Source organism: Streptomyces rubradiris (genome assembly GCF_016860525.1).
GTDB classification, from domain to species: domain Bacteria; phylum Actinomycetota; class Actinomycetes; order Streptomycetales; family Streptomycetaceae; genus Streptomyces; species Streptomyces rubradiris.
Genome location: NZ_BNEA01000015.1, coordinates 2,879,627 through 2,905,332 on the forward strand (window position 1 = coordinate 2,879,627; position 25,706 = coordinate 2,905,332).

Below are 25,706 nucleotides of genomic sequence, written 5' to 3' on the forward strand. Positions count from 1 at the left end.
CCACCCGCCGAGGCCGGCGGACTCCCCCTGACGTCAGGGGGAGTCCGCCGGCCTCGGCCGTGCGGGGCGCGGAACGTCAGCCCGCGCTGGCGGCGACGCTCCGGGCACGGTCGAGCAGCGCCCGCGGCGTGTCGGTGTCGAAGAGCTCGTCGTCCGGGATGACGATGCCGAATTCGCGCTGCAGTACGGCCGCCGTCTCCATCACGGCCAGCGAGTCGAGGCCCAGATCCTCGAAGCTCCGGTCGAGGAGGTCGCCCTCCAGCCCGTCCTCTCCCTCGACGCCCAGCCCCCTGGCGATGATGCGACGGAGGTCGTCGATGGTGATGTCCTTGCTCATCGGTGATTCCTCATTCCCGAGTCGTGGTTGTGACAGGTCGCTCAGTCGCCCAGGGCGCTGACGACGATCGCCGCGTTGAAGCCCCACTTGCCGCGTGCCAGCACCAGGGCGTGCCGCACGGGCTGGTAACGGGGGCCACCGCGGACCAGGTCGATCCGGTAGTCGGCGGGGACCTCAGCGACGTTGGCGGTCGCGGGGATCACTCCGTCGCGGATGGAGAGCAGCGCGGCGACCACGTCCAGCGGACCGCCGCCGGAGTAGAGCCGGCCGCTCAGCGCCTTGGGGGCGGTCACAGGGACGCCGGACGGCCCGAAGACCGCCGCGATCGCCTCGGCCTCCTGCCGGTCCAGCTCGCCGACCCCTGCCGCGTCGGCGAAGACCACGTCCACCTCGCCCGGCGCCAGGCCCGCGTCCGCGAGGGCCAGTTCGACGGCCCGGCGCAGCGCCGGCGGGCGCGGGGAGCCGGGGGCGGGGTCGAAGGTGGAGGCGTACCCGGTGATCGCGCCGTACACCTGACCGGCGCCTCGGCGCTGAGCCGCCGCCAGGTCCTCCAGGACGAGGATCGCGCCGCCCTCGCCCGGGATGTAGCCGTCGGCGTCCGCGTCGAACGGCCGGTAGGCGGTGGCGCTCACCCGGCCGCCGGAGAGCTGGCCGGCCCAGCCCCACGGGTCCAGGGCGGAGTCCACACCACCGGTGACGGCGAGAGAGGTGCCCTGGCGGATGGTGCGCCGGGCGTGGCCGATCGCGTCCAGGCCGCCCGCCTGCTCGGCGACCAGCGCCTTGTTGGGCCCGCGCATGCCGTGCCGGATGGAGATCTGGCCGGTGTTGACGGCGTAGAACCAGGCGAACGACTCGTAGACGCTCACGTGCTCCGGCCCCTGGGACCACAGCTTCCGCAGTTCCCGGTGGGTGAACTCGAAGCCGCCCAGGGCGTTGGCGGTCACCACGGACATGTCGTAGTCGACCTGCTCCGACGGCTTCACCGCGGCGTCGGCGAGCGCCCAGTCGGCGGCGGCCAGGGCGAACCGGGTGGAGATGTCGGTCTGCGCCAGCAGGCGCGCGGAGATGTGCTCGGCGGAGTCGAAGTCCAGCACCTCGCCGGCCCGCTTGGCCGCGTACGGCGCGGGGTCGAACCGGGTGATCTCCGCGATTCCGTCCCGGCCATCCAGCGTGGCCTTCCAGAACTCCTCGGTGCCCAGCCCGTTGGGGGCCACCACACCGAGCCCCGTCACCACAGCGGTTGTCATCGCGTTCCTCCAGCCCGGTTCAGCACGACTGCGCTTTGGAATCCACCGAAGCCGCTGCCCACGCTCAGCACGGTGTCCACGCGCCGCTCGCGCGCGGTGACCGGCACATAGTCGAGGTCGCACTCGGGGTCGGCCTCGTGCAGGTTGGCGGTCGGGGGTACGACGTTGTTCTGGATCGCCAGCAGACTGGCGGCGATCTCGATGGAGCCGATGGCGCCGAGCGAGTGACCGACCATCGACTTGATCGAGCTGACCGGCGTCTCGTAGGCGTGCTGCCCGAGGCTGCGCTTCAAGGCGGCCGTCTCGTGCCGGTCGTTCTGCTTGGTGCCCGAGCCGTGGGCATTGATGTAGTCGAGGTCCTCGGGGTTCTTGCCCGCCTCGGCCAGCGCGACGCCGATCGCCTCGGCCATCTCACGGCCGTCCTTCTTCAGGCCCGTCATGTGGTACGCGTTGCCGCGGGTGGCGTAGCCGCTCACCTCGGCGTAGATGTTCGCGCCCCGCTCCCGGGCGTGCTCCAGCGTCTCCAGCACGAACATGGCCGAGCCCTCGGCCAGGACGAACCCGTTGCGGGAGGCGTCGAACGGACGCGACGCGTGTTCGGGGTCGTCGTTGTAGGTGGTGGTGGCCTTGATGGCGTCGAAGCAGGCGACGACGATCGGGGTGACCGGGGTGTCGGACGCCCCGGCCAGCATGATGTCCGCCGAACCCTCACGGATCAGCTGGACGGCGTTGCCGACCGCGTCGAGCCCCGAGGTGCAGCCGTTGGAGACCATCGTCACCGGGCCCTCGGCCCCGATCCGCCAGGCCAGCTCGGCGGGCATCGCCCCCGGCGTGAGGTAGTCGAACATGTGGGGGGACAGGTACTCGGGGCTCACCGTCCAGTGCCGCCCCATGTCGGACAGGATCTGGTACTCGACATCCAGGCTGGTGGAGGCGGCCACCGCGCTGCCCAGGCTGACGCCGACGCGGTGCGGGTCGAGACGGTCCACCTCCAGGCCGCTGTCCGCGATCGCGTCGTCGGCGCATACGGCCGCGAACTGCGTGGACCGGTCCATGCGCCGTATCTCCCGGGCGGTCAGCCCTTCGAAGACGGCGTCGAAGTCGCACTCCCCGGCCACCTGGGAGCGGTAGGGCGAGGGGTCGAAGAAGCTGATCCGCCGGGTGACGGTGCGGCCCGAACTCAGCAGGTCCCAGAACTCCTTGGTTCCGGATGCCCCCGGTGCGCGCACCCCGATTCCGGTGATCACGACACGACTGGACATATGACAGTCCCTTCCTGGATGTTGAGAGGAATGCTCGCCGCTGCCACTTGAGAACACCTCGACTTCTGCTCCATGCGCGGAAACAAGAAGCGTTCACTCACGCCGGACTTTCCGCTGGAGGCAGGGAGCGAAAGGCACGACCGCAGTAGATCAGCGGTTGACCGGCAAACACTTCGGAGCGCCGCACCCGCCCGATCAGGATCACATGGTCGCCACCGTCGAACCGGTTCACCAGCTCGCATTCGAGACGGGCGAGCACTCCGTCCAGCAGAGGCACTCGGGCCAGCCCGGGCGTGGAGGGCAGACCCGCGTACTTGTCCGCGCCCTTGGTCGCGAAGCGCATCGCCAGCTGCTCCTGATCGTCGCGGAGCAGATGGACGGCCATCGCCTCGGCGGCGTCGAACGCGGGAGAACAGTCGGCGCTCCGGTCGAGGCAAACCAGCACCAGGGGTGGGCTCGACGACAGGGACGAGAAGGCCGTCGCGGTGAATCCCCGCCTGGCCCCGTCCCGGTCCATGGTGGTCACCACTGCGACGCCGCTCGGCCAGCGTGCCAGGCAGTCGCGCAGTGCTTCCGTTTCGTTCCCAGCACGCTCGGTGATCGTCATCGAATTCTGGTTCACCTCCCGACGGAAAATATCTGTGCCGACAGGCTTTCAATCGCTTCTCACTTACTGCTTGAATTCCGCTCGAATCGGCATTCGCGGGCCGTGTCCAGCTGCTTTCGAGGCCGGCTCGACCCGCGCTCGGCAGGGTGCCCTCATGAAGGACACACGATGGCTGGTCACGGGCGCGGGCGGAATGCTGGGCCGGGACCTGTGCGCGATGCTGGCGGGCGCCGGCGAGAACGTCACCGCCGCGGCCCGGACGGACCTCGACATCACCGACCCGGACGCCGTACGCACGGCGGTCCGCAGCCACGATGTGGTCGTCAACTGTGCGGCCTGGACCGACGTGGACGGCGCGGAGGCGGCCGAGAAGAGGGCCACCGCTGTCAATGGCACCGGCGTCCGCCACCTCGCCGCCGCCTGTGCCGCGACAGGCGCCCGGCTGCTGCACGTCTCCACCGACTACGTGCTGCCCGGAGATGCCACCGAGCCGTACCGGGAGTTCGCGCCCACCGGTCCGGTCAACGCCTACGGGCGCTCCAAGCTGGTCGGTGAACGGGCCGTCGCCGAGCTGCTGCCGGAACACGGTTACACGGTCCGCACCGCCTGGCTGTACGGCGAGCACGGGCCGAACTTCGTGTCCACCATGCTCCGGCTCGCCACCGAGCGGGACACCCTGGACGTCGTCGACGACCAGTACGGCCAGCCCACCTGGACGTACGCCCTGGCGCGGCAACTCGTCGCTCTCGGACGGGCCGCCGTCTCCGGGCGTGCCCCGGCCGGCGTCTACCACGGCACCGCGAGCGGCAGCACCACGTGGTGCGGGCTGGCCCGGGCGGTCTACCGGCTCGGCGGCCTCGACCCGGACCGCGTCAGGCCGGTCGGCAGCTCGTCCTTCCCCCGCCCGGCCCGGCGCCCCGCGTACAGCGTGCTCGGCCACGACCGCTGGGCCGCCGCCGGACTCGCCCCGCTCGGCGACTGGCACACCATGCTGGCCGAAGCCCTGCCCCTGCTGGGACCGCGTCCTGTGCGGTGAGGCGTCGTCGTGACCCGGGCGACGACAGAAGCCCACGGCTCCGACCTGGTCGGAGCCGTGGGCTTCTGTTCGCCTCGCCGGTGGGCGAGAGCGGTGATCAGTAGACCGGCTTGTGGGGTTCGATCTGGTTGACCCAGCCGATGACGCCGCCGCCGACGTGGACCGCGTCGGCGAAGCCGGCGGACTTCAGGACCGCGAGGACTTCCGCACTGCGGACACCCGTCTTGCAGTTCAAGACGATCTTCTTGTCCTGCGGGAGGCTCTCCAGGGCGGTGCCCATGAGGAACTCGTTCTTCGGGATCAGCGTCGCGCCCGGGATGGAGACGATCTCGAACTCGTTCGGCTCGCGGACGTCGATGATCTGGATGTTCTCGCCGTCGTCGATCCACTCCTTGAGCTGCTTGGGAGTGATCGTGGAGTCGATCGCCGCCGCCTGGGCCTCCTCGGAGACGACGCCGCAGAAGGCCTCGTAGTCGATCAGCTCGGTGACGGTCGGGTTCTCGCCGCAGACCGCGCAGTTCGGGTCCTTGCGGACCTTGACCTGGCGGTACTGCATCTCCAGGGCGTCGTAGATCATCAGGCGGCCGACCAGCGGGTCGCCGATGCCGGCGAGGAGCTTGATCGCCTCGTTGACCTGGATGGAGCCGATGGACGCGCACAGCACGCCCAGCACGCCGCCCTCGGCGCAGGAGGGGACCATGCCGGGGGGCGGCGGCTCCGGGTACAGGCAGCGGTAGCAGGGGCCGTGCTCGGACCAGAAGACGGACGCCTGGCCGTCGAAGCGGTAGATCGAGCCCCACACGTACGGCTTGTTCAGCAGCACACACGCGTCGTTGACCAGGTAGCGGGTCGCGAAGTTGTCGGTGCCGTCGATGATCAGGTCGTACTGGCTGAAGATGTCCATCACGTTGTCGGCTTCGAGCCGCTCCTCGTGAAGGACCACGTTCACGTACGGGTTGATGCCCTTGACGGTGTCACGGGCCGACTCGGCCTTGGAGCGGCCGATGTCGGACTGGCTGTGGATGATCTGGCGCTGCAGGTTCGACTCGTCGACCTCGTCGAACTCCACGATGCCGAGGGTGCCCACGCCCGCGGCGGCCAGGTACATCAGCGCCGGCGAGCCCAGGCCGCCGGCGCCCACACAGAGCACCTTGGCGTTCTTCAGCCGCTTCTGCCCGTCCATGCCCACATCGGGGATGATCAGGTGGCGGGAGTACCTGCGAACCTCGTCTACGGTGAGCTCGGAAGCCGGCTCGACCAGGGGTGGCAGCGACACGGGGACTCCGTTGGTCGGTCAATCACTACAGTTGTTCTCCTCGTAACACTGCCACGCCCTTCTTCATTCCGAGACACCCGTTCCGATGCGCGAGACGGATGCGTCCCAGCAGCCGGGCACGGCCTCCCGGGGCCGGCCCGCCGCGAGCGTCGGCCGTGGTCAGATGCGGCAGGCCGCTTCCATCCAGATGTCGGCCAGGGACTCCTCGAGATTGATGCGGGGCCGCCAGCCGAGGCGGTCGCGGGCGGTGCGTACGTCTGCCTGCTGCCAGCTGCCGCAGCCGTCCGGGTAGGGGTAGGCCACCGGGGGCGCGTGGTCGGCGTCAGGGCGGGGGTGCCCGAGGGCGGTGCGCAGCGGCCCCGGCGGGGCGTCCAGCTCGTGGAGGGCACCGCCGTACCCGGCCACCCGCGCGAGCACGGCGGCGGCGTCTCTGAGGCGGACGGCGCGGCCGGAGCCGATGTTGATCACGCCTTGCGCGGCGGAGAGCGAGGCGGCGTGCACGGCCCGGGCGACATCGCGTACGTCGACGAAGTCGCGCTGGACGCCGAGGCCGCCGAGCTTGAGCTCACCGTCGCCGGACTGCATGGCGCGGCGCATGGCCTCGGCGAGCCGGCCGAGCGGGGAGCCGGCCGGGGTACCGGGCCCGGCCGGCGAGAAGACCCGCAGGACGACCGCGTCCAGCCCGGAGCCGAGGACCAGTTCGGTCGCGGCGAGCTTGCTGACGCCGTAGGGCCCGCCGGGCCGCGGTACGGCGTCCTCGGGAGTGGAGGAGCCGGGCTGGCTGGGGCCGTACTCCGAACCGCAGCCGATCTGCACCAGGCGGGCGCCGCACCCGCTGCGGCGCAGCGCCTCGCAGACGGTGGCCACGGCGACGGTGTTGTGCCGGGTGAGTTCGCGGGCGCCGCCGCGGGTCGCGCCGGCGCAGTTGATGACGACTCCGGGGTGCACCGCGTCCAGGAAGCGGGTGAGCGCGCCCGGGCTGCCGGTGGCGAGGTCGAAACGGACGTCGGCGTCGTCACCGCGGCCGAGCGCTGTGAGCTGGACGGCCGGGTCGGCGAGCAGGCGGTCGGCGACGAAGCGGCCGATGAATCCGTTGGCTCCGATCAGCAGGACCCTCATCGGGCGGCTCCCGGGGTGTGCGCACGGGTGGTACCGGCCGTGTCGACGGCTCGTGCGGCTGCTCCGGACGCTCCGGCGGCTCCGGTGGCTCCGGACGCTCCGGGTCGGGAGGTGGTCATCTGGTTTTCTCCTTCAGAGGGATGATGCGAATGCCTGCGGCGAGTGGGTCGGGTCGGCGGGCGGGAGATTCACTCGGGTGCTCCCGTGGGAGCGTGGGCCGAGGCCCGGGTGAGGGTGCGGCCGGCGTGCCACAGCAGGGCCAGCGCCGCGGTGCCGCAGGCGAGGACCGGAACGGCGGCCTCGCCCCCGACGTCTACGAGGGTCTGCACCGGGACCGCCAGGAAGGCGCAGCCCGGCAGCCGGCCGGCCGTCGGCAACGCCAGCGCCAGCGCCTCCAGGAGGGCGGCGGCTCCCAGCGCGCGGGCGGGGACGCGCCGGTGGCGGTGCGCGGTGAGCAGGCGGGCGGACAGCAGCAGGGCGCCCAGGGAGAGGGCCTGCGGGTAGGCGGCGGGCTGGTGCAGGACGGTGCCGCACAGCGCGAGCAGTGCGGCGAGGGCGGCCAGGAAGAGGGCGTACGCGCCGAGCAGCGGCGGTGTCACGGCGGCCGTGAACTGCCTCAGGGTCCGGCTGCCGGCGAGCCCTCGGTGGGCGCCGACGGCGAGGAGGTGGGCGCACCAGGCCGCGGGGGCGCAGGCCAGCAGGAGGGCCAGGGCGGGCGCGGTGGCGGTGGGCCATGGGCCTTCCGGGGCGCCGGTGGGCGGGGCGTCGGGGCCGCCCGTCAGTACGGCGTGCAGGAGGCCGTCGCCGAGGAGGGCGTACCCGAGCAGCCAGAGCGTCCAGACGCGCGTGCCGATGGTGGTGCGCCCCGCGTGAGCGCCGGGTGCGATGCGCCCCGCGAGCGCATCAGTTGCGGTACCCCCCGCGTGTGCGCCGGGCGCGGTACGCCAGTCGGCGGTGCCGGGGGCGGGGCGCCACGCGCGCCTTCCGGGCGGACCGGCGAGCGGGCTGTGGCGCAGCGCCGCGCGGGTGGCGAGGGCGACGGCGAGGAGGCCGCCGAGTGCCACCAGCAGGCGAGGGGTCCCCTGGGTGAGGCGTAGTCCGGTCACCGTTGCCGCACCGAACGCTCCGGGCAGGAGGGTGAGCAGGAGCCAGCCGGCACGGACCCGGGGCACCAGCAGGGGATGGGGTTCCGGGGAGGGCCGCTCGGTGGTGCGCGGCACGCGCGCGTGCAGTTCCTCGGCGAGCGAGAAGACGTCACGGTGGCGGCAGTGGGCGGCGGTCCGGTCGGTGACGCCCTGCGCCTCCAGCCCCACGGCGATCTCCAACGGGTCCACGGCCCGCTCGCACAGCTCCCGGTGCCGGTGCAGCAGGGCTTTCACCGGGTCGCCGGATCCGTACGGAACACGCCCGCCTTGCGTCGGCCCGCCAAGCCCGGCCGACGGCCTCGTCGACGGCGAGGGACCGCTCCCAGCACCCGTCCCGGCCGGACCGGCCAACGGACCGAAGGCGGCCCCGAACCCCTGCGGACCGACGGACACCGGATCGGCGGACACCGGACCGGCGGACTGCGGACCGACGGACAACGGACCGACGGACTGCGGACCGACGGACTGCGAATCCCCAGCAGGCAACCGGCCCGCAGGCGACGGACCCTCAGGCGGCGACCCGGCAGACAGCAAGCCCGCGGACGGAGGACCCTCGGGCAGCCGCTCCCGTGACGACCGTCGTGACCGTTCACCTCCCGACAGCCCCCCCACCGGCACCCACTCCCCCGACCGCGCGTCCCACGGGTCCGCGCCACTCGGCATCCCTGGGTGGTCCGAACCGACCGGGTCCGTCGAGGCCGGGTCACTCCGGACCGGGCCCGGCCACGCCGGTTCCGCCGACTTCGGGCCCGTCGAGTTCGGGTCACTCCAGGCCGGGACTCTCCCCGCACAGCCTCTCCCGCCCAGGGCGCCCTCTCCCGAGTCGTCCGCCGTTGCGGCGGTCGGCGTGCTCGGCTCGCCGCGCCCCTCCTGGGGCTCGGCGCCGGACTCGGCGGTCAGGCCCGAGCCCGGGTCCGCTCCGTTGCCGGGCCTCCGGCCCTCCGGGTCTCTCATCGCGCCTCCTCCACCGACGGCTGGGTGCTGTCCGCGGCCCACGCGGGGACGCCTCGGGGCAGGGCGCGGTCCTCGGGACCGGTCCAGTGGCCGGGGAGGAGGGACTCGGCGGGGGCCGCAAAAGGGCGGGGCGCGGCCCGGCGGACCGGGCAGCGCGAGGCGATCTCCAGGTAGAGACCGTGAAAAGCCATGGTGTTGCGCTCCACGGTGAACAGTTCCAGCGCCCGGGCGCGCGCGGCGGCACCAAGGCGCGCACGGCGCTCCGGATCGCGCAGCAACGCTACGCACGCCTCCGCGAGCGCCCTGGGGTCGTGCGGTGGTACGACCAGTCCCGTGCCGCCGATGACCTCCGCGACCGCTCCCACGTCCGCCGACACCGTGGCCCGGCCGCAGAGCATGGCCTCGACAAGGCCGGCCGGGAAGCCCTCCACGCCGCCGGAGAGGACGACGACCGCACCGGCGGCGTACGCGTCGGACACCGCCGTCTGCTTCGGGGGGCCGGTCTCCTCGAAGGAGACGGGATGGTCTCCCTCCGCCGCGTCCGGGAAGAGCCGCGCGGCCAGCGCCCGGCAGCGGGCGAGGTAGGCGGCGCCGACGGCGCCGGTCGGCGTGCCCAGGACGCGCAGGCGTGTCTTGGGCTCCTCCCGGCGGACCTCGGCGAAGGCGTACAGCAGGGTTTCCAGATCCTTGGCCGGGTCGACGGGCCCGGCCCAGACCAGCGTGCCCGGGTCGGTCCGGAGCGCCGGCTCGGCCGCGTCCGCGAACCGTTCGGCCGCCGTGCCGGGGTACACCGTGCGGATGCGGGCGCGGTCGGCGCCGCACCGTTCCTGCCAGCGACGCGCGTGCGCGTCGCCCGCGGTGAGCAGTTCCGCCGCGCGGTAGACCTCGGCCGTGAGCCGGCCGTGGAAGGCGGCGAGGACGGCGCGTACGGCGGGGGCGGCGGTGTGCGGGCCGGACGTCAGGTAGTGCGTGCGCAGGTGCACGGCGTACTCGGTGACGAGCAGCGGCACACCGCAGAAGTGCCGGGCGAGCAGCCCGCAGAGGGCGGGCGGGCCGCCCGTGGTGGCGTGGCAGAGGTCGGCCGCGCCGAGGGCGTCGTCGTCGTACCAGTCGAGTGAGAGGGGGCGCAGGGCGCGTTCGAGGTGTGCGGCGATGGTGAGCAGGTCGGATACCCGCGCCTCGTGCGCCGCGCAGAGCGCGCGGGGAGCGCGGCAGGCTCGCTCCAGGGCGCGTACGGCGACGTCCGAGCGCAGGGCGCCGGCCAGTCCGCCCTTGTCTCGGGCGAGTTCGGCGAGTCCGTACAGCGCGCTGCCGAAACGGTCCGTCAGGCTTCCGGGCGGGTCCGGCGCCTCCGCCCCGGGCACGGCCAAGGTGGCCCCGGCGCGCGCGCACACCGCCCCGGCCAGTTCCTCGTAGCACTCGGCGAAACGCCGGCGTGCGCGTCTGCCGTACGCGGGCCCCTCGGGCGTCCACGGCGGCGCCGTGCGGACCCGGCGGACCTGCGGCGGCAGCGGGACAGGGTGGCTGCCGGCTTCCTGGCGCGGGCCGTGGCCGAGCGCGTAGACGTCGAACTCGTGCTGCTCCAGTCCGCGTACCAGCCGTTCGCACCAGAGTCCGGCGTCACCGCCGACATACGGGTGGCCACCCTCGGTAAGCAGCCCTGTGCGCACGTGTGCACCCCCGGTCTCCCGTCTGGGGAGCCGCCGTCGGGCCGGCGGCTCGCAGCGGGATGAACGTAAGGGGACGAGGCGGTGGTGCGACGGACGGTTGTCCGTCGCACCACCAAAAGGGGTGAACGCTCGTAACTTTCGCGTGCGGGTCGCGTTCGACCGCGCTAATGCGTCACAGGGTGACCGTGCGGGCGCGAAACGTCACGGCGGCCAGGCGGATACGAAAGCGGGCGCTAGGCCGCCGCCGGTTCGCGCCGGGCGGCGCGCCGCCGGGCCGCCTGCTCCGGGTCGAGCGCGGGTACGGCGGCCAGGAGCTGCTTGGTGTACGGCTCGCGCGGGCTGTCGTAGACCTCGTCGGCGGGCCCGTACTCGACGAGCCGGCCGCGCCGCATCACCGCGACCCGGTCGCTAACCTGGCGGACCACGGCGAGGTCGTGCGCGATGAAGACCAGCGCCAGGCCGAGTTCCCGCTGGAGTTCGCCGAGCAGGGCGACCACCTGGGCCTGGGTGGTGACGTCGAGCGCGGAGACCGGCTCGTCGCAGACGAGGGCGCGCGGCTCGGCGGCGAGCGCGCGTGCGATGCCGACGCGCTGGCGCTGGCCGCCGCTGAATTCGTGCGGGTAGCGGTCGTAGTGCGCCCGGTCGAGCCCCACGCGCTCCAGGAGGTCCGACACGCGCCCCCGGATGCGCTCCTCGTCGCGTTCGCCCCGCGCGCGGAGCGGGTCGGCGATGGACTCGCCGACGCTGCGGCGGGGGTTGAGGGAGGAGACGGGGTCCTGGAAGACCATCTGGACGGCCGGGTTCACCCCGGTGTGCGGGCGCCCCTCGTAGCGGATCTCGCCGGCGGTCGGCTCCAGCAGCCCGACCAGCATGCGGCCGAGCGTGGTCTTGCCGCTGCCGCTCTCGCCGACCACGCCGAGGGTCTCCCCGCGCCGGACGGTCACCGAGACGTCGTCCACGGCCGTGAACGCCCGCTTGCCGCGCCCGAACTCGCGCCGCACCCCGGTGGCCTCCAGCACGACCTCGCCGGTGGCCGGGGAAGCGGTCCGGCGGGCGTCCACGCGCGGGACGGCGTCGAGCAGGTCGCGGGTGTACGGCTCGGCGGGCGCGGCGAGGACAGCGCCGACCGGGCCGCGCTCGACGGCTCTGCCGTGCCGCATGACGAGGATGTCGTCCGCGCTCTCGGCGGCCACGCCCACGTCGTGGGTGACGAGCAGCAGGCCCATGCCGGTCTCCGCACGCAGGCCGTGCACGAGGTCGAGGATCTGGGCCTGCACGGTGACGTCGAGGGCGGTCGTCGGCTCGTCGGCGATCAGCAGGTCCGGCTCGCCGGCCAGGGCCATGGCGATGAGGGCGCGCTGGCGCATGCCGCCGCTGAACTCGTGTGGCCGGGACCGGGCCCGCCGGGCCGCGTCCGGGATGCCGACCCGGTCCAGTACCTCGACGGCACGCGCGCGTGCGGCGCGGCGCGGCACGCGCGCGTGGACGCGGTAGACCTCGGCGATCTGGTCGCCGATCGCGTAGTACGGGTCGAGCGAGGACAGCGGGTCCTGGAAGACCATGGCCGCCTTGGCGCCGCGCAGCCGGCGCAGCTCCTCGTCGGAGGCCGCCTGGACGTCGGTGCCGGCCACCCGGACCGAGCCGGCGACCCGGGCGCCGGTGCCCCGGTGCAGGCCCAGCAGGGCGCCCGCGACCGTGGACTTGCCGGAGCCGGACTCGCCGACCAGGGCGAGGGCGGCGCCCTCCGCCAGGCTGAAGGAGAGCCCGTCGACGGCGCGCAGGGCCCCGAACTCGACCGTCAGGTCCGTCACTTCCACCAGGCTCATGCGAGCACCACCCGTCGGTCGGCCACCGCGTACAGGACGTCCGCGACGGCGTTGGCGAGGACCACGAAGAAGCCGGTCACCAGCACCATGCCGACGACCACCGGCAGGTCGACGACCTTGACCGCGCGCACCAGTTCCTGGCCGATGCCGGGCAGGCCGAACAGGGTCTCGGTGAGGACGGCGCCGCCGACGGCCGAGCCGACGGTGACCGCGTTGAGCGCGATGACGGAGGCCGTCGCGCCGCGCAGCGCGTGCCGGGTGATCAGCGCGCGTTCACCGACGCCGTAGGCGCGGAAGGTGCGGATGTGGTCCTCGGCCAGCGTCTCCAGCATCGAGGCCCGGGTCAGCCGGGCGAAGCCGGCCGCCTCGATGAGGGCGAGGGACAGCCAGGGCAGCAGCAGGTTCCACGCCCACTGTTCGGGGTCGTCGGTGAAGTTCACGTACTGCGGGAAGGGCAGCAGCCGCAGTTCGCCGCAGACGACGATCATCAGGACCAGCCCGATGACGAAGACGGGTGTGGCGACGCCCGCGAGGGTGACCGCGGTCAGCACGCGCTCGGAGAGCCGGCCGCGCCGCCAGGCGGACAGCACGCCGGTGCCGACGCCGAGCAGCAGCCAGATCACCATCGCGCCGAGCACCAGCGAGAAGCTCACCGGCAGCTTGGCCCAGATGATGTCGGTGACCTCCCGGCCGGTCTGGTACGACTGGCCCAGGCAGGGCGCCGCGCAGTGCTCCACGGAGGTGCCCGTGGAGTAGTCCTGGCCCACGAGGAGGCCCTGGAGGAAGTGCCAGTAGCGCACGTACAGCGGGTCGTCGAGGTGGAGTTGCTGGGCCACCTGGTGGACCTGGGCCGGGGAGCAGCGCGGGCCGCAGGTGATCTGGGCGACGTTGCCGGGGGTGACGTAGAAGACCACGTAGATGATCATCGAGAGCACGAGCAGGGTGACCACGGCACCGGCGAGCCGGCGCAGGACGAAACCGGGGAAGCCGTTCACGCTCCCTCCTCCTTCTTCGGCGCGGCCCGCGGCGCGGTGGCCGGTACGGCCGCCTGGGCGCGGGCCTCCCGCTTGCTGCCGGTGCCGACGCGCAGCCGGGAGGCGGCGCGCGGGTCGAGGGCGACGCGGACGCCGTCGCCGAGGACGGTCATCGCGAACACGGTGACGAACAGGGCGAGGGCGGGCAGCAGCAGGTACTGCGGGGCCGCCTGGTACCAGACGTCGGCGCTGGTGAGCATCTGGCCCCAGGAGGGGGTGGGCGGCTTCACGCCGACGCCGAGGAAGGACAGGGCCGCCTCGGCGCTGATGTTCGACGGGACCAGCAGCGCGGCGTAGGTGATGACCGGCGCGGCGAGGCCCGGGAGGAGTTCGCGTACGGCGGTCCGCCAGGTGCTCCAGCCGCTGAGCCGGGAGGCGGAGACGTAGTCGAGGTTCTTCAGGGCGAGCGTCTGCGCGCGCACCATCTTCGCCACCGTGGACCATCCGGCGACCAGGGCGAGGATGAGCGCGACCAGGACCGGCCGGGGGAAGCCGTCGGGTACGACGGCCAGCAGGGCCAGCGCCATGATCATCAGCGGGAGCGACAGGAAGATGTCGGTGACCCGGCTCAGGACCAGGTCGACCCAGCGGTTGCCGAGCCCCGCGGCCACGCCCATGGCGACGCCGACGAGGACCTGGACCAGCGTGGCACCCAGCGACACGCCCAGGGAGACCCGTGCGCCGTAGACCAGCCGGGCGAACATGTCACGTCCGGTCTGCGGCTCGACGCCCAGCCAGTGGTCGGCGCTCGCGCCGCCGAAGGAGCCGATGGGCACGCCTCCGCGGGCGGAGTCGATCAGGTCGGGGTGGTAGGTGGTGGGGTCCTGCCCCTCCAGGGCGGTGAGCAGCGGCGCGGCGAGCGCGACCAGGGCGAGGAGCGCGACCACGACGGCGGCGCCGAGGGCGGCGCGCCGCTCCCGCAGCCGCCGCCAGAACTGACGGGCCCCCGGGGCCGCCGGGACGGTGGTGTCCGTCCCGGCGGCCCCGACGGCGGCAAGTGCCTCGCTCACGGCGCTACTTCACCGCGACCTGGGAGACGTCCAGGACACCGGTCCAGTCGCTGATGACGACGTTCTTGACGTCCGAGCCGTACAGGCGCTTGTACACCGGGTGGAACAGCGGCACGACGAGGGCCTTCTCGCCGATCTTCTTGTCCAGTGCGCCCCAGCGCCGGGCGGCGGCGTCAAGGTCGGTCAACTTGTTGATCGCGTCAATCTCGTCATTGACCGACTTGTCATCCAGCAGGCCCGTGTTGAAGTTCGCTCCGTCCTTGACGATCTGCCGGCCGTCGAAGATGGGCGCGAGGAAGGGGCCGCCGGACGGCCAGTCCGCGCCCCAGTGGGCGAGGAAGAGGCCCGGCTCGGACTTCACGCTGTGGATCTTGTCCTTGTAGTCGTTGTCCTCCAGGCCCTGGAGCCTGACCGTGATGCCGGCCTTCTTGAGCGCGTCCTGGACGGCGGTGGCGATCTCCGGGCTGGTCTCGAAGTCCTTGCTGTTGGAGTGGGTCAGCGTGACGGTGAGACCGTTCTTGTGACCGGCCTGCGCCAGCAGCTCCTTGGCCTTCGCCGGGTTGCCGGAGGCGCCGGCCGGGAACGGGTCGTACGGCGTGTGGCCGAAGGACTTCTGGTTCGGCAGGAAGGTGGTGGCGGGCTCGGCGAGGGCGCTGCCGCCGGCCGCGTTGACCACGGAGGAGCGGTCGACGGCGTACGCGATCGCCTGGCGCACCTTGGGGTTGTCGAACGGCTTCACCTCGGGGTTGAAGGCGAGGTAGTTGGTGTAGCCGAAGTGACCGGTGCCGACGCGGGCGGCCAGTTCCTTGTCGCCGCTGACCTTGGCGAGTTCGGCGGGGCCGAGGTTGGTGTCCGTGGTGACGGCGGCGGCGTCCGCGCCCTGGGAGGCGGACAGCCGCTGGTTGATCACCGAGGAGTCGAGCCCGGAGCGCACGTCGATGGTGTCCGGGTACGCCTTGCGCTCGGCGTCGGTCGCCGCCGACCAGTTCGGGTTGCGCTCCAGGACGAGGTGCTCGCCGTCGTTCTCGTTCTTGACGACCTTGTAGGGGCCGGAGGAGACCGGGTGCGACTCGTACTTGGTGCCGGTGTCCTTGCTCTTGGGCACCGGGGCGAACTGCGTCTGCGTGGCGAGGTACGGGAACTCGCCCTCGGGCTTGTCCAGATGGAAGACGATGGTCCGCTCGTCGGGCGTCTCGATCGCGGCGAGGCCCTTCTTGTCCTTGTACGGCCCCTGGTAGTCGGCGGCACCGGCCAGCCAGTCCCGCAGATAGGGGGCGCCGCCGGAGAGTTCGGGGGCGAAGGAGCGCTCGATGCCGTACTTGATGTCGGCCGAGGTGATCGGCGTGCCGTCCTCGTACTTGAGGCCCTCCTTCAAGGTGTACGTCCACACGGTCGCGTCCTTGTTCGGGCGCCCGGTGTCGGTGGCGAGGTCCGGGACGACCTGCGCGCCGGCCTCGCCGTTCTCGCGGTTGCGCGTGGTGAGGGTGCGGAAGACCAGCGAGGGGACGTTTCCGCCGCCGGAGGTGTACAGGCGCGCGGGGTCGAAGTCGCTCTGCGGCTGGGAGTTCAGGATCGTGAGCGTGCCGCCCTTGTGGGGCGTGGAGTCGCCACCGGAGCCCTTGGCATCGCTGTCCTCGGGGCCGCAGGCGGCGACGCCCGCTGCCACGACCAGGCTGACGGATGCCGCTGCCACGCGGCGCGCTCTGACGGACGGTTGACGCATCGGAATGACGACCTCTCGGGATGACGAGTCGGAACCGAGTCGAGTTGATCCGGGGTTGATCCGGGGTTGATCGAGAGTCGATCAGGAGTTGATCAAGGGTTGATCGACGTTTTCTCGGCGGGCGGATCGAGGATTCTCTCGACACGTGAGACATGTGGACGAGGAGTGAGACGACTGCGGACAGACGTCGGCCCCGGCGTCGGGTCGTCGAAAAATCCGTGACACGGTCACGGAGAGAAAAGGTGAACAGTGGCGACGCGGACGCCGGGAGGCGGCGTCAGCGACAGTGGATGTCGGCCACGCAGAGTGCGGTCACGCCGATGAGCGCCAGCTCGATGGCGGCGCTCGCAGGGGCGGCATGACTGGACCACATGCGCAGCAATATGGATGACCGTACGGGCTTATGTCAATGTGACATAAGCGCCGCCTGTCAACTCCCCGGGTACGGCCAGGCGTTGGCCCGGCAGTGGATCCCGTCGTGGTCCAGGAACTTGGTCTGCTGCTGCATCACCGGCGCCAGTTCGCCGTCCTTCTGGCAGGTGACGTGTCCGTGGCCGAGCCGGTGGCCGACCTCATGGTTGATCAACATCTGCCGGTACGCATGGATCCGGTCGCCGTATGTCGTGCTTCCTTGAGCCCACCGGTACGCATTGATCATGACGCGTTCGGTAGCGGCCGAGTCGCAGGAAACGTTGTCCTCGGTCGTGTCCAGGCCCGACTTGGCGCACCACTGGGCGGTGGTGCCGGGGCTGGCCAGCGTGATCACGAAGTCGGGCGTGCCGGAGGAGATGCGCTCGAAGGTGCGGGCACCGCCGTGGGCCCAGCTGCGCTGGTCGTTGAGCGTCTTCTGCACGGCCTCGGCGAACAGCGCGCCGTCCAGTCCCAGCCCTTGCTCGACGTCGACGCGGTAGCGGTACTTCCGCCCGGTGCCGGGCGCCTTGTCGAACCCTGGCACGACGTCGAACTTCCCCGGTCCGCTCAGCGTGGCGCCGAGCGGATACGTACGGCTCATCTTCTGGTCGTACGTCAGGGGCGCCGCGCTGGGCACGGCGGAGGGCGCCGAGTCGCCGGAGGTCCGGGTGTCGTGGGCGTGGCCGGTGGCGGACTGCGACCGTACGCCGTCGTCGTCCCGCGCCTTGGTCACCTGGCCGGCGACCATCACCGCGAGCACGGTGGTGACGGCGGCCGCCGCGATGCCGGTGAAGGTCCGCCCCTTGCCGCCGGCTCGCGGTCCGGGCACGCCGGTACCGGGCGCCCGCGGCGCCTCGGCCGGCTGTCCGGTCGTACGGGGCGCGGGGTCGTCGCCGGGGCCCTTGCCGGTACCGGTGCCTTGACCAGTACCGGTGCCGTTGCCGGACGCGGAACCGCCGGCGCCCTTGGGCCCGGCACCGCGCTGACCTGCACGCTGACCGTCGCCGCCGCCGTCGAAAGCCTCAAGGTACTCCTGGCGGGGCCCCTGCCCGGAGCCGCGCCGCGCATCGGCCGCCGGCTCCGCCCGCCGCTGCCGCGGCAGCGTCACACCGGACCCGCCGCCACCGGCCGGACGGCCGCCCAACTCACCCCAGCCGCCCCCGGCTTCCCGCTGCTCCGGATGCCCGCCCCGCGCGGAACCGTCCTCGGGAAAACGCGGCACACCGCGCGTGGGGGTGCCGTCGACGGTCCCGGACGCGCCGTGCACGGGAGCGGCACCGTGACCACCACCCACACCGGACGCGGAAGCACCACCGGTGCCCCCGCTCACGCCGTACGCAGGGGCACCGGCGGGGAACCCGGGTGTGCCCTGCGCCCGCGAACCGGCGGGGAACCCGGACGTGCCCTGCGCGCGACCACCCTCGGGCTGCTGAGGCCCGCCGGGTGCCCAGGCCGCGCCAGCAACCCCGGGCCGGCCCTGCGCGGAGCCGTCACCAGGGAACCCGGGCGCGCCCTGGGCCCCGGCGCCCTCCGGGAGCCTCCGCGCGCCCCTGGCCGGAGTGCCGTCGGCCGGCCCTTGGGCCCCCGGTCCGGGCATGCCGTCGGCCGGTGCCCCGGGGACGGGTTGCTGCCGGCCGTCGGCGCGGTTGCCGTGTCTGCCGGTGCGTTCCGGTGTTATGTCCGTCGTCTCGGTCCTGGGGGCCGGTCCGCGGCGGCTGTGGCGTCCCACCCTGGCCCTCAGCTCCTTGCGTCCGGGGCGGTGCCGTCGGCGTCGGCCGGCTGCGCGAGCAGCTCACGGAACGCGCCGGCGACCACGTCGGGGTACTCCATCATCGCCACGTGCCCGGCGTCCGGCAGGGTCACCAGCCGGGAGCGGCGGAAGGCGCGGGCGGCCTTGGCGGCCATGCGGAAGCCGACGAGCTGGTCCCGGCCGCCGTAGACCAGCAGGGTGGGAGCCAGCACCCGTTCGGCCTGGCGCCACAGCCCGTGCTGTCCGCCGAGCGTGTAGGCGTTGACGATGCCGCGCGCCGAGCGGGCCATCGCGTCCCAGAAGTACGGCAGTCGCAGCCGCCGCTCCAGTTCCTCCACGGCCAGCTGGAACGCCTCCGGCGTCACCCGGCCGGGGTCGCCGTAGCACAGCCCCATGACCCCGCGGACCCGCTGCTCGGCGGTCCACTCCTTGGTGAGCCGGGTGAACAGGGCGGCGATCCCGGGCACGCCGAGCAGCCCGGTCGGCACCGCCGTGCGCTGGATGCGCAGCTCCGGCAGGGCGGGCGAGACGAGCGTGAGCGTGCGGACGAGGTCGGGGCGCACGGCGGCCACGCGCGTGGCGACCGCGCCGCCGAGCGAGTTGCCGAAGAGGTGCACCGGGCCGCGGCCGACGGCGTCGAGATAACGGATGACCGCGCGCGCGTGTCCGGTGACGGAGTAGTCGCCGTCGTCCGGGGGCGGGGAGTCGCCGAAGCCGGGCAGGTCGACGGCCTCGCTGTCCACGGCGTCGGCCAGCTCGGCCATCAGTGACGACCAGTTCTGCGAGGAACCGCCGAGTCCGTGGACGTAGAGCGCGGGCGGCAGGCCCTCGCGCGCGGGTCGGCGGGAACGGATCGTCAGCGTGACGCCGGGCAGGCCCACGGACCGCAGTCGCTCGCCCTCACCGACCCGGACGGGCGCCACTCGGGGAAGAACACTGGCGGCCGGCACGGACGGCGACTCGGTCGAAGACATGCGGCAATGTTACGAGGTGATCACGTCCGGATTCATGTGTTCGCCATCACAGAGTAAACAGGATTCGGACGGAGACCCGGACAGCGGACGGGCCTGACGGCATGGCGTACGGATCAGCAGTCTCCTAGGCTCGTACAGAGGGCACCCGCGTGTGGCCCCTGCTGTTTCCAGGGACGTTCGTAGGAAGGGAGCCCACCATGGCCTATGACCCCACAGAGCCCGACGCTTTCGAGGACATCGAGGAGCTGGACGCCGGAGCGGCCGCGGAGTTCGGCGTCGAGGCGCCCGAAGGGGACGCCGCCGAACAGCACGCGGACATCGCGCCGGACCGCGACGACCCGCTGACCGGTCTGGACCCCGCCCATGGGAGCGAGGCCGATCTCATGGAGCAGGCGCGCGTCGTCGCGCTCGACGAGGACGACTACCGCTGACCTCGCGGGACTCCCGCCGACCGCCTCGGGGCGCCGCACGGCTTTCGCCGTCGTCCGGTACGTGAAATTCTGCGCTCGCACCGCGCACACCACGGTTACCGAAAAGTACGATGGCCGCGCGGCCGAGACCGCATGTGGACGACTTTGGGAGGCGGCGTGACAGCCATCGAGCAAACTGAGGCGGCACGCCCGCGCGGCACCCGTCTGCCGCGCCGAGCCCGGCGGAACCAGCTGCTGGGCGCCGCCCAGGAGGTTTTCGTCGCGCAGGGCTACCACGCGGCGGCGATGGACGACATCGCCGAGCGGGCCGGGGTGAGCAAGCCGGTGCTCTACCAGCACTTCCCCGGCAAGCTCGACCTCTACCTCGCGCTGCTGGACCAGCACTGCGAGTCGCTGATCCAGTCCGTGCGCGGCGCGCTGGCGTCGACCACCGACAACAAGCAGCGCGTCCGGGCGACCATGGACGCCTACTTCGCCTATGTGGAGGACGACGGCGGGGCCTTCCGGCTGGTCTTCGAGTCCGACCTGACCAACGAGCCCGCGGTGCGCGAGCGCGTGGACAAGGTCACCAACGAGTGCGCCGAGGCCATCTGCGACGTGATCGCCGAGGACACCGGCCTGTCACGCGCGGAGTCGATGCTGCTCGCCTCCGGCCTCGGCGGGCTCGCCCAGGTGGTCGCCCGCTCCTGGCTGCACAGCGACCGCAGCGTCCCACGCGACCAGGCGGTGCAGCTGCTGGCCTCGCTGGCCTGGCGGGGCATCGCCGGCTTCCCGCTGCACGGCACCGAGCACCACTGAGGACACCCCTCGCGGGGCCCTTCACGGGTCCTTCCGGGTCCGGTCCCGGTTTGTTCCCGCCCGGTGTTCGCTCCTGGCGTTCCGTCCCGCGGCGTACGGCTCCCCTCACCGGGCTAATGTGTGCTGGGTACGGCGCGGTTGATCGCGCACATCACTGACCGTCGGAGGGACATAGCCGTGGAGGTCAAGATCGGCGTGCAGCACGCGCCCCGCGAGATCGTTCTGGAGAGCGGTCAGAGCGTCGAGGAAGTCGAGGGCATCGTGGCCGAGGCGCTGGCCGGCAAGACGGGGCTGCTCAGCCTCCAGGACGAGAATGGCCGCAAGGTCCTGGTACCGACGGACCGGCTGGCGTACGTGGAGATCGGCGAGCCGACCGTGCGCAAGGTGGGTTTCGGCGCGCTCTGAACGGAAAGCTTCGCGCTCGCAGCCGACGAACTCGAAGCCGACGAATCCGCCGGATTCCGAGCGGTGAGCGTCGCGCTTGGAGCCGGAGTCGTCGAAAGGGCCCGGCGGCCGTTGCCGCCGGGCCCTTCGCATGGTCCGCCCGCGCGTGCGCACCCGCGTCCGTACACACATACGGAGCACAACCTCTCCACAGCCGATGATTGCAATCCGCAGGTCACGGGTATGACGGGCTACGACCGTCGAGCCGGACCGGCCGTGGGAGGGACCCCTACATGATCTTGGAAGTGCTCGGCTCCGCCGTGCTCGGTCTGATCCTCTCCTGGGCGGGGGCGCACCGGCTCGCCCACCGGCTGCCGGCCCGCCCCCTGGTGTACTCGACGGGGGTCGCCGGAGCCCTGTTCGGCGACTTCGTCACCCGTACCGCCCTGGGGCCCGGCACCGCTCTGCTCAGCCTGCTGGGTGCCGCGGTCATCTCGGTGGCGTCGCTGTCCCTGCTGCTGCGCCCGGCGGGCCGCCTGCGCCGGCGATCGGCACCGGCCTGAGGGGCCCGGCACATCGGACCCCGGCACCCCGGAGCCCGGGCCACGGGCCCAGGGCCGTACCAGGGCTCGCACGGCTCAGGCGGCGAGGCCCAGCGCGGCCATCCGCTTGGTGTGCGCCTCGGTGATCCGCGAGAACATCCTGCCGACCTCGGCGAGGTCGAAGCCGTCGGCCACACCCCCCACGAGCATCGTGGACAGCGCGTCCCGCTCGGCCACCACCCGCTGCGACTGCGACAGCGCCTCGCCCATCAGCCGCCGCGCCCACAGCGCCAGCCGGCCGCCCACCCGCGGATCGGCGTCGATGGCGGCCCGCACCTTCTCCACCGCGAAGCCGGCGTGCCCGGTGTCGTCCAGCACGGCGAGCACCAGCTCCCGCGTGTCGGAGTCGAGGCGCGCGGCGACCTCCCGGTAGAAGTCGCTGGCGATCGAGTCGCCGACGTAGGCCTTGACCAGGCCCTCCAGCCAGTCCGAGGGCGCGGTCTGCCGGTGGAAGCCGTCGAGCGCGGCCACGAAGGGGTCCATGGCGGCCGTCGGCTCCTCGCCGATCCCGGTCAGCCGGTCCCGCAGCCGCTCGAAGTGGTGGAACTCGGCCGAGGCCATCTTCGCCAGCTCCGCCTTGTCCGCGAGGGTCGGCGCCAGCTTGGCGTCCTCCGCGAGCCGCTCGAACGCCGCCAGCTCTCCGTAGGCGAGCGCGCCGAGCAGGTCCACGACGGCGGCGCGGTACTGCGGGTCGGCGGACGCCTGCGCCCAGTCCTGGGCGGCGACACCGGTGGGACCGGACGGTGCGGCGGACGCGTTCTCAGGCTTGTCAGAGCTAGTCATGAGGCGCACAATAGCCCGCTCGGCAGCTCGCTCAAGCCCTCGGCCGATCACCGCGAAACCCCGGCCGATCAGTGTGACCACCACTACGTGACCGAATCGGCCATCGCATGTGCGCCGATCCGGGGTATGGTGGTAATGCGCCTGCTGAGTGCGTCGACGGTGTTCGACGTGTCCCGACAGGCCGCACGCATGAGGATGCCCGGTCGGTGGCCCGATCGGCTCCGACCCGACAGCTCTCCACGACCGTACGGCTCAGACCGTACGACAACGGGAGAGACCCTCAGCGGTACGAGCGCTAGAGCGTCGGCAGAGGTCCCGTGTCTTACGGCTTGCCCGAGTGGTTCGTCCGTACGGCAGCCGACGTCCCCGGCACGGTCAGACATGACCCCCGCGCTCGCCTCGCACCGCGCACACAGAAGAGGCAGCACCCTGACTACGACGTTCCGAGACCTCGGGATTCTTCCCGAGACCGCCGAAGCCCTGGAAGCCGTCGGCATCATCAACCCCTTCCCCATCCAGGAGATGACGCTCCCCGTAGCCCTGTCCGGCACGGACGTCATCGGCCAGGCCAAGACCGGCACCGGCAAGACGCTGGGCTTCGGCCTCCCGCTCCTCGAGCGCGTCACCGTCCCCGCCGACGTCGAGGCCGGACGCGCCACCCCCGAAGCCCTCACCGAAGCCCCGCAGGCCCTCGTCGTCGTGCCCACGCGCGAGCTGTGCACCCAGGTCACCAACGACCTGCTGACGGCGGGCAAGGTCCGTAACGTCCGGGTGGTCGCGATCTACGGCGGCCGGGCGTACGAACCGCAGGTGGAGGCCCTGAAGAAGGGCGTCGACGTGGTCGTCGGCACCCCGGGCCGGCTGCTGGACCTCGCGGGCCAGAAGAAGCTGGACCTGAAGCACGTCAAGTGCCTGGTCCTCGACGAGGCCGACGAGATGCTCGACCTGGGCTTCCTGCCCGACGTCGAGAAGATCATCGACATGCTGCCCGCGAAGCGCCAGACCATGCTGTTCTCGGCGACCATGCCGGGCGCGGTCATCGGCCTCGCGCGCCGTTACATGTCCCGGCCCACGCACATCCGCGCCACCGCGCCGGACGACGAGGGCGCCACGGTCGCGAACATCAAGCAGTTCGTCTACCGCGCGCACAACATGGACAAGCCGGAGATGGTCGCCCGCATCCTCCAGGCCGAGGGCCGCGGACTGGCGATGATCTTCTGCCGTACCAAGCGGACGGCCGCCGACATCGCCGAACAGCTCCAGCGGCGCGGGTTCGCCTCCGGCGCGGTCCACGGCGACCTCGGCCAGGGCGCCCGCGAGCAGGCGCTGCGCGCCTTCCGCAACGGCAAGGTCGACGTCCTCGTCTGCACCGACGTCGCCGCGCGCGGCATCGACGTCGAGGGTGTCACCCACGTCATCAACTACCAGTCCCCCGAGGACGAGAAGACCTACCTGCACCGCGTCGGCCGTACGGGCCGGGCGGGCGCCAAGGGTACGGCGATCACGTTCGTCGACTGGGACGACATCCCGCGCTGGCAGCTGATCAACAAGGCGCTGCAGCTGGACTTCAACGACCCGGTGGAGACGTACTCCAGCTCCCCGCACCTCTTCACCGACCTGGGCATCCCCGAGGGCACCAAGGGCATCCTGCCGCGCTCCGAGCGGACCCGTGCCGGTCTGGACGCGGAGGAGCTGGAGGACCTGGGCGAGACCGGCGGACGGGGTGCGCGCGGCCGTGGCCGCGGCGGCCGGGACGACCGTGCCCAGTCGGCCGAGCGCGAGCGTCCGGCCCGTACGCCGCGCCGACGCCGCCGTACGCGCGGCGGAGCGCCGGTGGACGCGGCCCCCACCGCGTCGGCGCCGGCCGCCGAGACCGCCGGGACGGAGGAGGCCCCGGCCGCCACCCGTACCCCGCGCCGCCGTCGTCGCACGCGCGGCGGAGCGGCCACGCAGCCGGTGACGGCCGCGACGGCGACCACGACGGCCACCACGGCCGAGGAGACGCCCGCCGTCGAGCCGGTGGCTCCCGTGGAGGCTCCCGCCGCCGTGGAGGAGGCGCCGGAGAAGCCGCGCCGCCGCCGCACGCGCAAGTCGACGGCGTCCGCACCGATGATGACGGAGGCCGCGGAGGCCACGGCACCGGTGGCCGAGCCCGTGATCGCGGCCGACCCGGTGGCGGAGCCCGTGACCGAGCCTGTGGTCGCGGCCACTCCGGTGACGGAGCCCGCGCCCGAGGCCGCGCCGGCGACGGAGACCAAGCCCCGCCGCCGCACGCGGAAGACGGCCGAGCCGGCCCCCGAGGTGGAGGCGGCCGTGGACACGGCCGAGGCCACGGAGGAGCCCAAGCCTCGTCGCCGCACCCGCAAGACCGCGGAGCCGGCCACGCCCGACGCCCCCGAGGCGGAGGCGGAGACCAAGCCGCGCCGCACCCGGAAGACGGCGGTCGCCGCGGAGGCCGCCGAGGCCGAAACCGAGGCCAAGCCGCGCCGCACCCGGAAGACCGCGGCTGCGGCCGAGGCTCCTGTGGACACCGCGGAAGGCACGGAAACGAAGCCGCGCCGGACCCGCAAGGCCGCGGTCGCCGCGGAGGCCCCCGAGGCCGAGGCGGAGACCAAGCCGCGCCGCACCCGGAAGACCGCGGCTGCGGCACCGGAAGCGGCCGAGGCCGAGGTCGAGGCGAAGCCGCGACGGACCCGCAAGACCGCCGCGACAGCTCCGGAGGCCGCCGAGGCGGAGGCCGAGGCCAAGCCGCGCCGCACCCGCAAGACCGCCGCTGCGGCACCGGAAACCGCCGAGGCGGAGGCCGAGGCCAAGCCCCGCCGCACCCGCAAGACGGCCGCCACCACGCCCGAGGCCGCCGAGGCCGAAGTCGGGGCCAAGCCCCGCCGCACCCGCAAGACCACGGCTGCTGCCGAGGCCCCTGCGGCCGAGGCGGAGACCAAGCCGCGCCGCACCCGCAAAACGGCCGCCACCACGCCCGAGGTCCCCGAGGCCGAGGTCGAGGCCAAGCCACGCCGCACCCGCAAGACCGCCGCTGCGGCACCGGAAACCGCCGAAACGGAGGCCGAGGCCAAGCCACGCCGCACCCGCAAGGCGGCCGCTGCCGCCGAAGCCGGTGACGGGGAAGCGGTAGCCGCTCCGAAGGCGCGGCGGGCCCGTAAGGCCACCGCCGCCGCGGAGGCCGCTCCGGAGATTCCGGCGCAGTCCACCGAGGAGCCGGAGGTCAAGCCGCGGCGCCGGACCCGCAAGGCGGCGGAGTCCGCCGCCGAAGCGGCCGGTGAGAGCGCGGGTACGACGGCGCCCAAGCCGCGCCGGACCCGTAAGGCC

21 protein-coding genes and 1 pseudogene are annotated in these 25,706 nt (G+C 72.8%); 6 read left to right on the top strand and 16 right to left on the bottom strand.

The features are described from left to right. Positions 1 to 76: 76 nt before the first annotated feature. The 4 genes from Srubr_RS25815 to Srubr_RS25830 all read right to left on the bottom strand — a co-directional run bounded on the left by Srubr_RS25815 (position 77) and on the right by Srubr_RS25830 (position 3,453). Positions 77 to 337 carry an acyl carrier protein gene (locus Srubr_RS25815; RefSeq protein WP_189997338.1) on the bottom strand — a complete coding sequence of 87 codons (261 nt, stop codon included), beginning with the start codon at positions 335 to 337 and terminating at the stop codon, positions 77 to 79. A gap of 41 nt (positions 338 to 378) precedes the next feature. Next, positions 379 to 1,584 (bottom strand): ketosynthase chain-length factor, encoded by a 1,206-nt coding sequence (locus Srubr_RS25820; RefSeq protein ID WP_189997339.1) that lies wholly within the window; start codon positions 1,582 to 1,584, stop codon positions 379 to 381. Further along, complete coding sequence (locus Srubr_RS25825; protein WP_189997340.1) at positions 1,581 to 2,846, bottom strand: beta-ketoacyl-[acyl-carrier-protein] synthase family protein; 1,266 nt, start codon at positions 2,844 to 2,846, stop codon at positions 1,581 to 1,583. Before Srubr_RS25825 ends, Srubr_RS25820 begins: the two co-directional genes overlap by 4 nt. A gap of 97 nt (positions 2,847 to 2,943) precedes the next feature. Then, entirely contained in the window at positions 2,944 to 3,453 is a 510-nt protein-coding gene (locus tag Srubr_RS25830) for a flavin reductase family protein (protein WP_189997341.1), read from the bottom strand. A gap of 154 nt (positions 3,454 to 3,607) precedes the next feature. Between Srubr_RS25830 and rfbD the strand changes: the two genes are divergently transcribed. Then, entirely contained in the window at positions 3,608 to 4,489 is an 882-nt protein-coding gene (rfbD, locus tag Srubr_RS25835) for a dTDP-4-dehydrorhamnose reductase (protein WP_189997342.1), read from the top strand. 97 nt (positions 4,490 to 4,586) lie between these two features. On the opposite strand, the gene moeZ is transcribed toward rfbD, so the two are convergent. From moeZ to Srubr_RS25885, 11 genes are all read right to left on the bottom strand, one after another. After that, complete coding sequence (gene moeZ, locus Srubr_RS25840; protein WP_189997343.1) at positions 4,587 to 5,765, bottom strand: adenylyltransferase/sulfurtransferase MoeZ; 1,179 nt, start codon at positions 5,763 to 5,765, stop codon at positions 4,587 to 4,589. A 159-nt stretch (positions 5,766 to 5,924) separates the two neighbouring features. Beyond that, complete coding sequence (locus Srubr_RS25845) at positions 5,925 to 6,884, bottom strand: NAD-dependent epimerase/dehydratase family protein (RefSeq protein WP_189997344.1); 960 nt, start codon at positions 6,882 to 6,884, stop codon at positions 5,925 to 5,927. Between the two features lie 188 nt (positions 6,885 to 7,072). Then, positions 7,073 to 8,263 (bottom strand): hypothetical protein, encoded by a 1,191-nt coding sequence (locus Srubr_RS25850; RefSeq protein ID WP_189997345.1) that lies wholly within the window; start codon positions 8,261 to 8,263, stop codon positions 7,073 to 7,075. Positions 8,264 to 8,979: 716 nt separating this feature from the next. Continuing rightward, positions 8,980 to 10,653: a DUF3492 domain-containing protein gene (locus tag Srubr_RS25855; protein ID WP_189997346.1), complete on the bottom strand. Its 1,674-nt coding sequence runs from the start codon at positions 10,651 to 10,653 to the stop codon at positions 8,980 to 8,982. Between the two features lie 233 nt (positions 10,654 to 10,886). Next, on the bottom strand, positions 10,887 to 12,479 hold the full coding sequence (locus tag Srubr_RS25860; protein ID WP_189997347.1) for a dipeptide ABC transporter ATP-binding protein: 1,593 nt from the start codon (positions 12,477 to 12,479) through the stop codon (positions 10,887 to 10,889). Continuing rightward, complete coding sequence (locus tag Srubr_RS25865; RefSeq protein WP_189997348.1) at positions 12,476 to 13,474, bottom strand: ABC transporter permease; 999 nt, start codon at positions 13,472 to 13,474, stop codon at positions 12,476 to 12,478. The genes Srubr_RS25860 and Srubr_RS25865 overlap by 4 nt, the downstream gene beginning before the upstream one ends. Beyond that, positions 13,471 to 14,523, bottom strand: a complete 1,053-nt coding sequence (locus tag Srubr_RS25870; RefSeq protein WP_189997349.1) for an ABC transporter permease — start codon at positions 14,521 to 14,523, stop codon at positions 13,471 to 13,473. The genes Srubr_RS25865 and Srubr_RS25870 overlap by 4 nt, the downstream gene beginning before the upstream one ends. A gap of 4 nt (positions 14,524 to 14,527) precedes the next feature. Next, entirely contained in the window at positions 14,528 to 16,246 is a 1,719-nt protein-coding gene (locus Srubr_RS25875) for an ABC transporter substrate-binding protein (RefSeq protein ID WP_189997350.1), read from the bottom strand. A 277-nt stretch (positions 16,247 to 16,523) separates the two neighbouring features. Continuing rightward, complete coding sequence (locus Srubr_RS42110) at positions 16,524 to 16,619, bottom strand: Ms4533A family Cys-rich leader peptide (RefSeq protein WP_351327795.1); 96 nt, start codon at positions 16,617 to 16,619, stop codon at positions 16,524 to 16,526. Between the two features lie 57 nt (positions 16,620 to 16,676). After that, positions 16,677 to 17,987 (bottom strand): DUF3152 domain-containing protein, encoded by a 1,311-nt coding sequence (locus Srubr_RS25880; protein ID WP_413790256.1) that lies wholly within the window; start codon positions 17,985 to 17,987, stop codon positions 16,677 to 16,679. 407 nt (positions 17,988 to 18,394) lie between these two features. Then, positions 18,395 to 19,381, bottom strand: coding sequence for an alpha/beta fold hydrolase (locus Srubr_RS25885; RefSeq protein WP_189997352.1), 987 nt, complete (start codon positions 19,379 to 19,381; stop codon positions 18,395 to 18,397). 197 nt (positions 19,382 to 19,578) lie between these two features. Here Srubr_RS25885 and Srubr_RS25890 point away from each other — a divergent pair, with 197 nt between their 5' ends. The 4 genes from Srubr_RS25890 to Srubr_RS25905 all read left to right on the top strand — a co-directional run bounded on the left by Srubr_RS25890 (position 19,579) and on the right by Srubr_RS25905 (position 21,557). Next, on the top strand, positions 19,579 to 19,812 hold the full coding sequence (locus Srubr_RS25890; protein ID WP_189997353.1) for a hypothetical protein: 234 nt from the start codon (positions 19,579 to 19,581) through the stop codon (positions 19,810 to 19,812). Positions 19,813 to 19,968: 156 nt separating this feature from the next. Next, positions 19,969 to 20,610 carry a TetR/AcrR family transcriptional regulator gene (locus Srubr_RS25895; protein WP_030614744.1) on the top strand — a complete coding sequence of 214 codons (642 nt, stop codon included), beginning with the start codon at positions 19,969 to 19,971 and terminating at the stop codon, positions 20,608 to 20,610. 177 nt (positions 20,611 to 20,787) lie between these two features. Beyond that, positions 20,788 to 21,015, top strand: coding sequence for a DUF3107 domain-containing protein (locus Srubr_RS25900; protein ID WP_189997354.1), 228 nt, complete (start codon positions 20,788 to 20,790; stop codon positions 21,013 to 21,015). Positions 21,016 to 21,287: 272 nt separating this feature from the next. Beyond that, a complete protein-coding gene (locus Srubr_RS25905; RefSeq protein WP_189997355.1) occupies positions 21,288 to 21,557 on the top strand; it encodes a hypothetical protein in 270 nt (89 codons plus the stop codon). Between the two features lie 75 nt (positions 21,558 to 21,632). Here Srubr_RS25905 and Srubr_RS25910 read toward each other — a convergent pair whose 3' ends face one another. Continuing rightward, positions 21,633 to 22,379: a ferritin-like fold-containing protein gene (locus Srubr_RS25910; RefSeq protein WP_189997356.1), complete on the bottom strand. Its 747-nt coding sequence runs from the start codon at positions 22,377 to 22,379 to the stop codon at positions 21,633 to 21,635. 522 nt (positions 22,380 to 22,901) lie between these two features. On the opposite strand from Srubr_RS25910, the pseudogene Srubr_RS25915 reads away from it, so the two are divergent. Then, positions 22,902 to 25,166, top strand: a pseudogene (locus Srubr_RS25915) (DEAD/DEAH box helicase); the annotation flags it as partial. Positions 25,167 to 25,706: the final 540 nt, after the last annotated feature.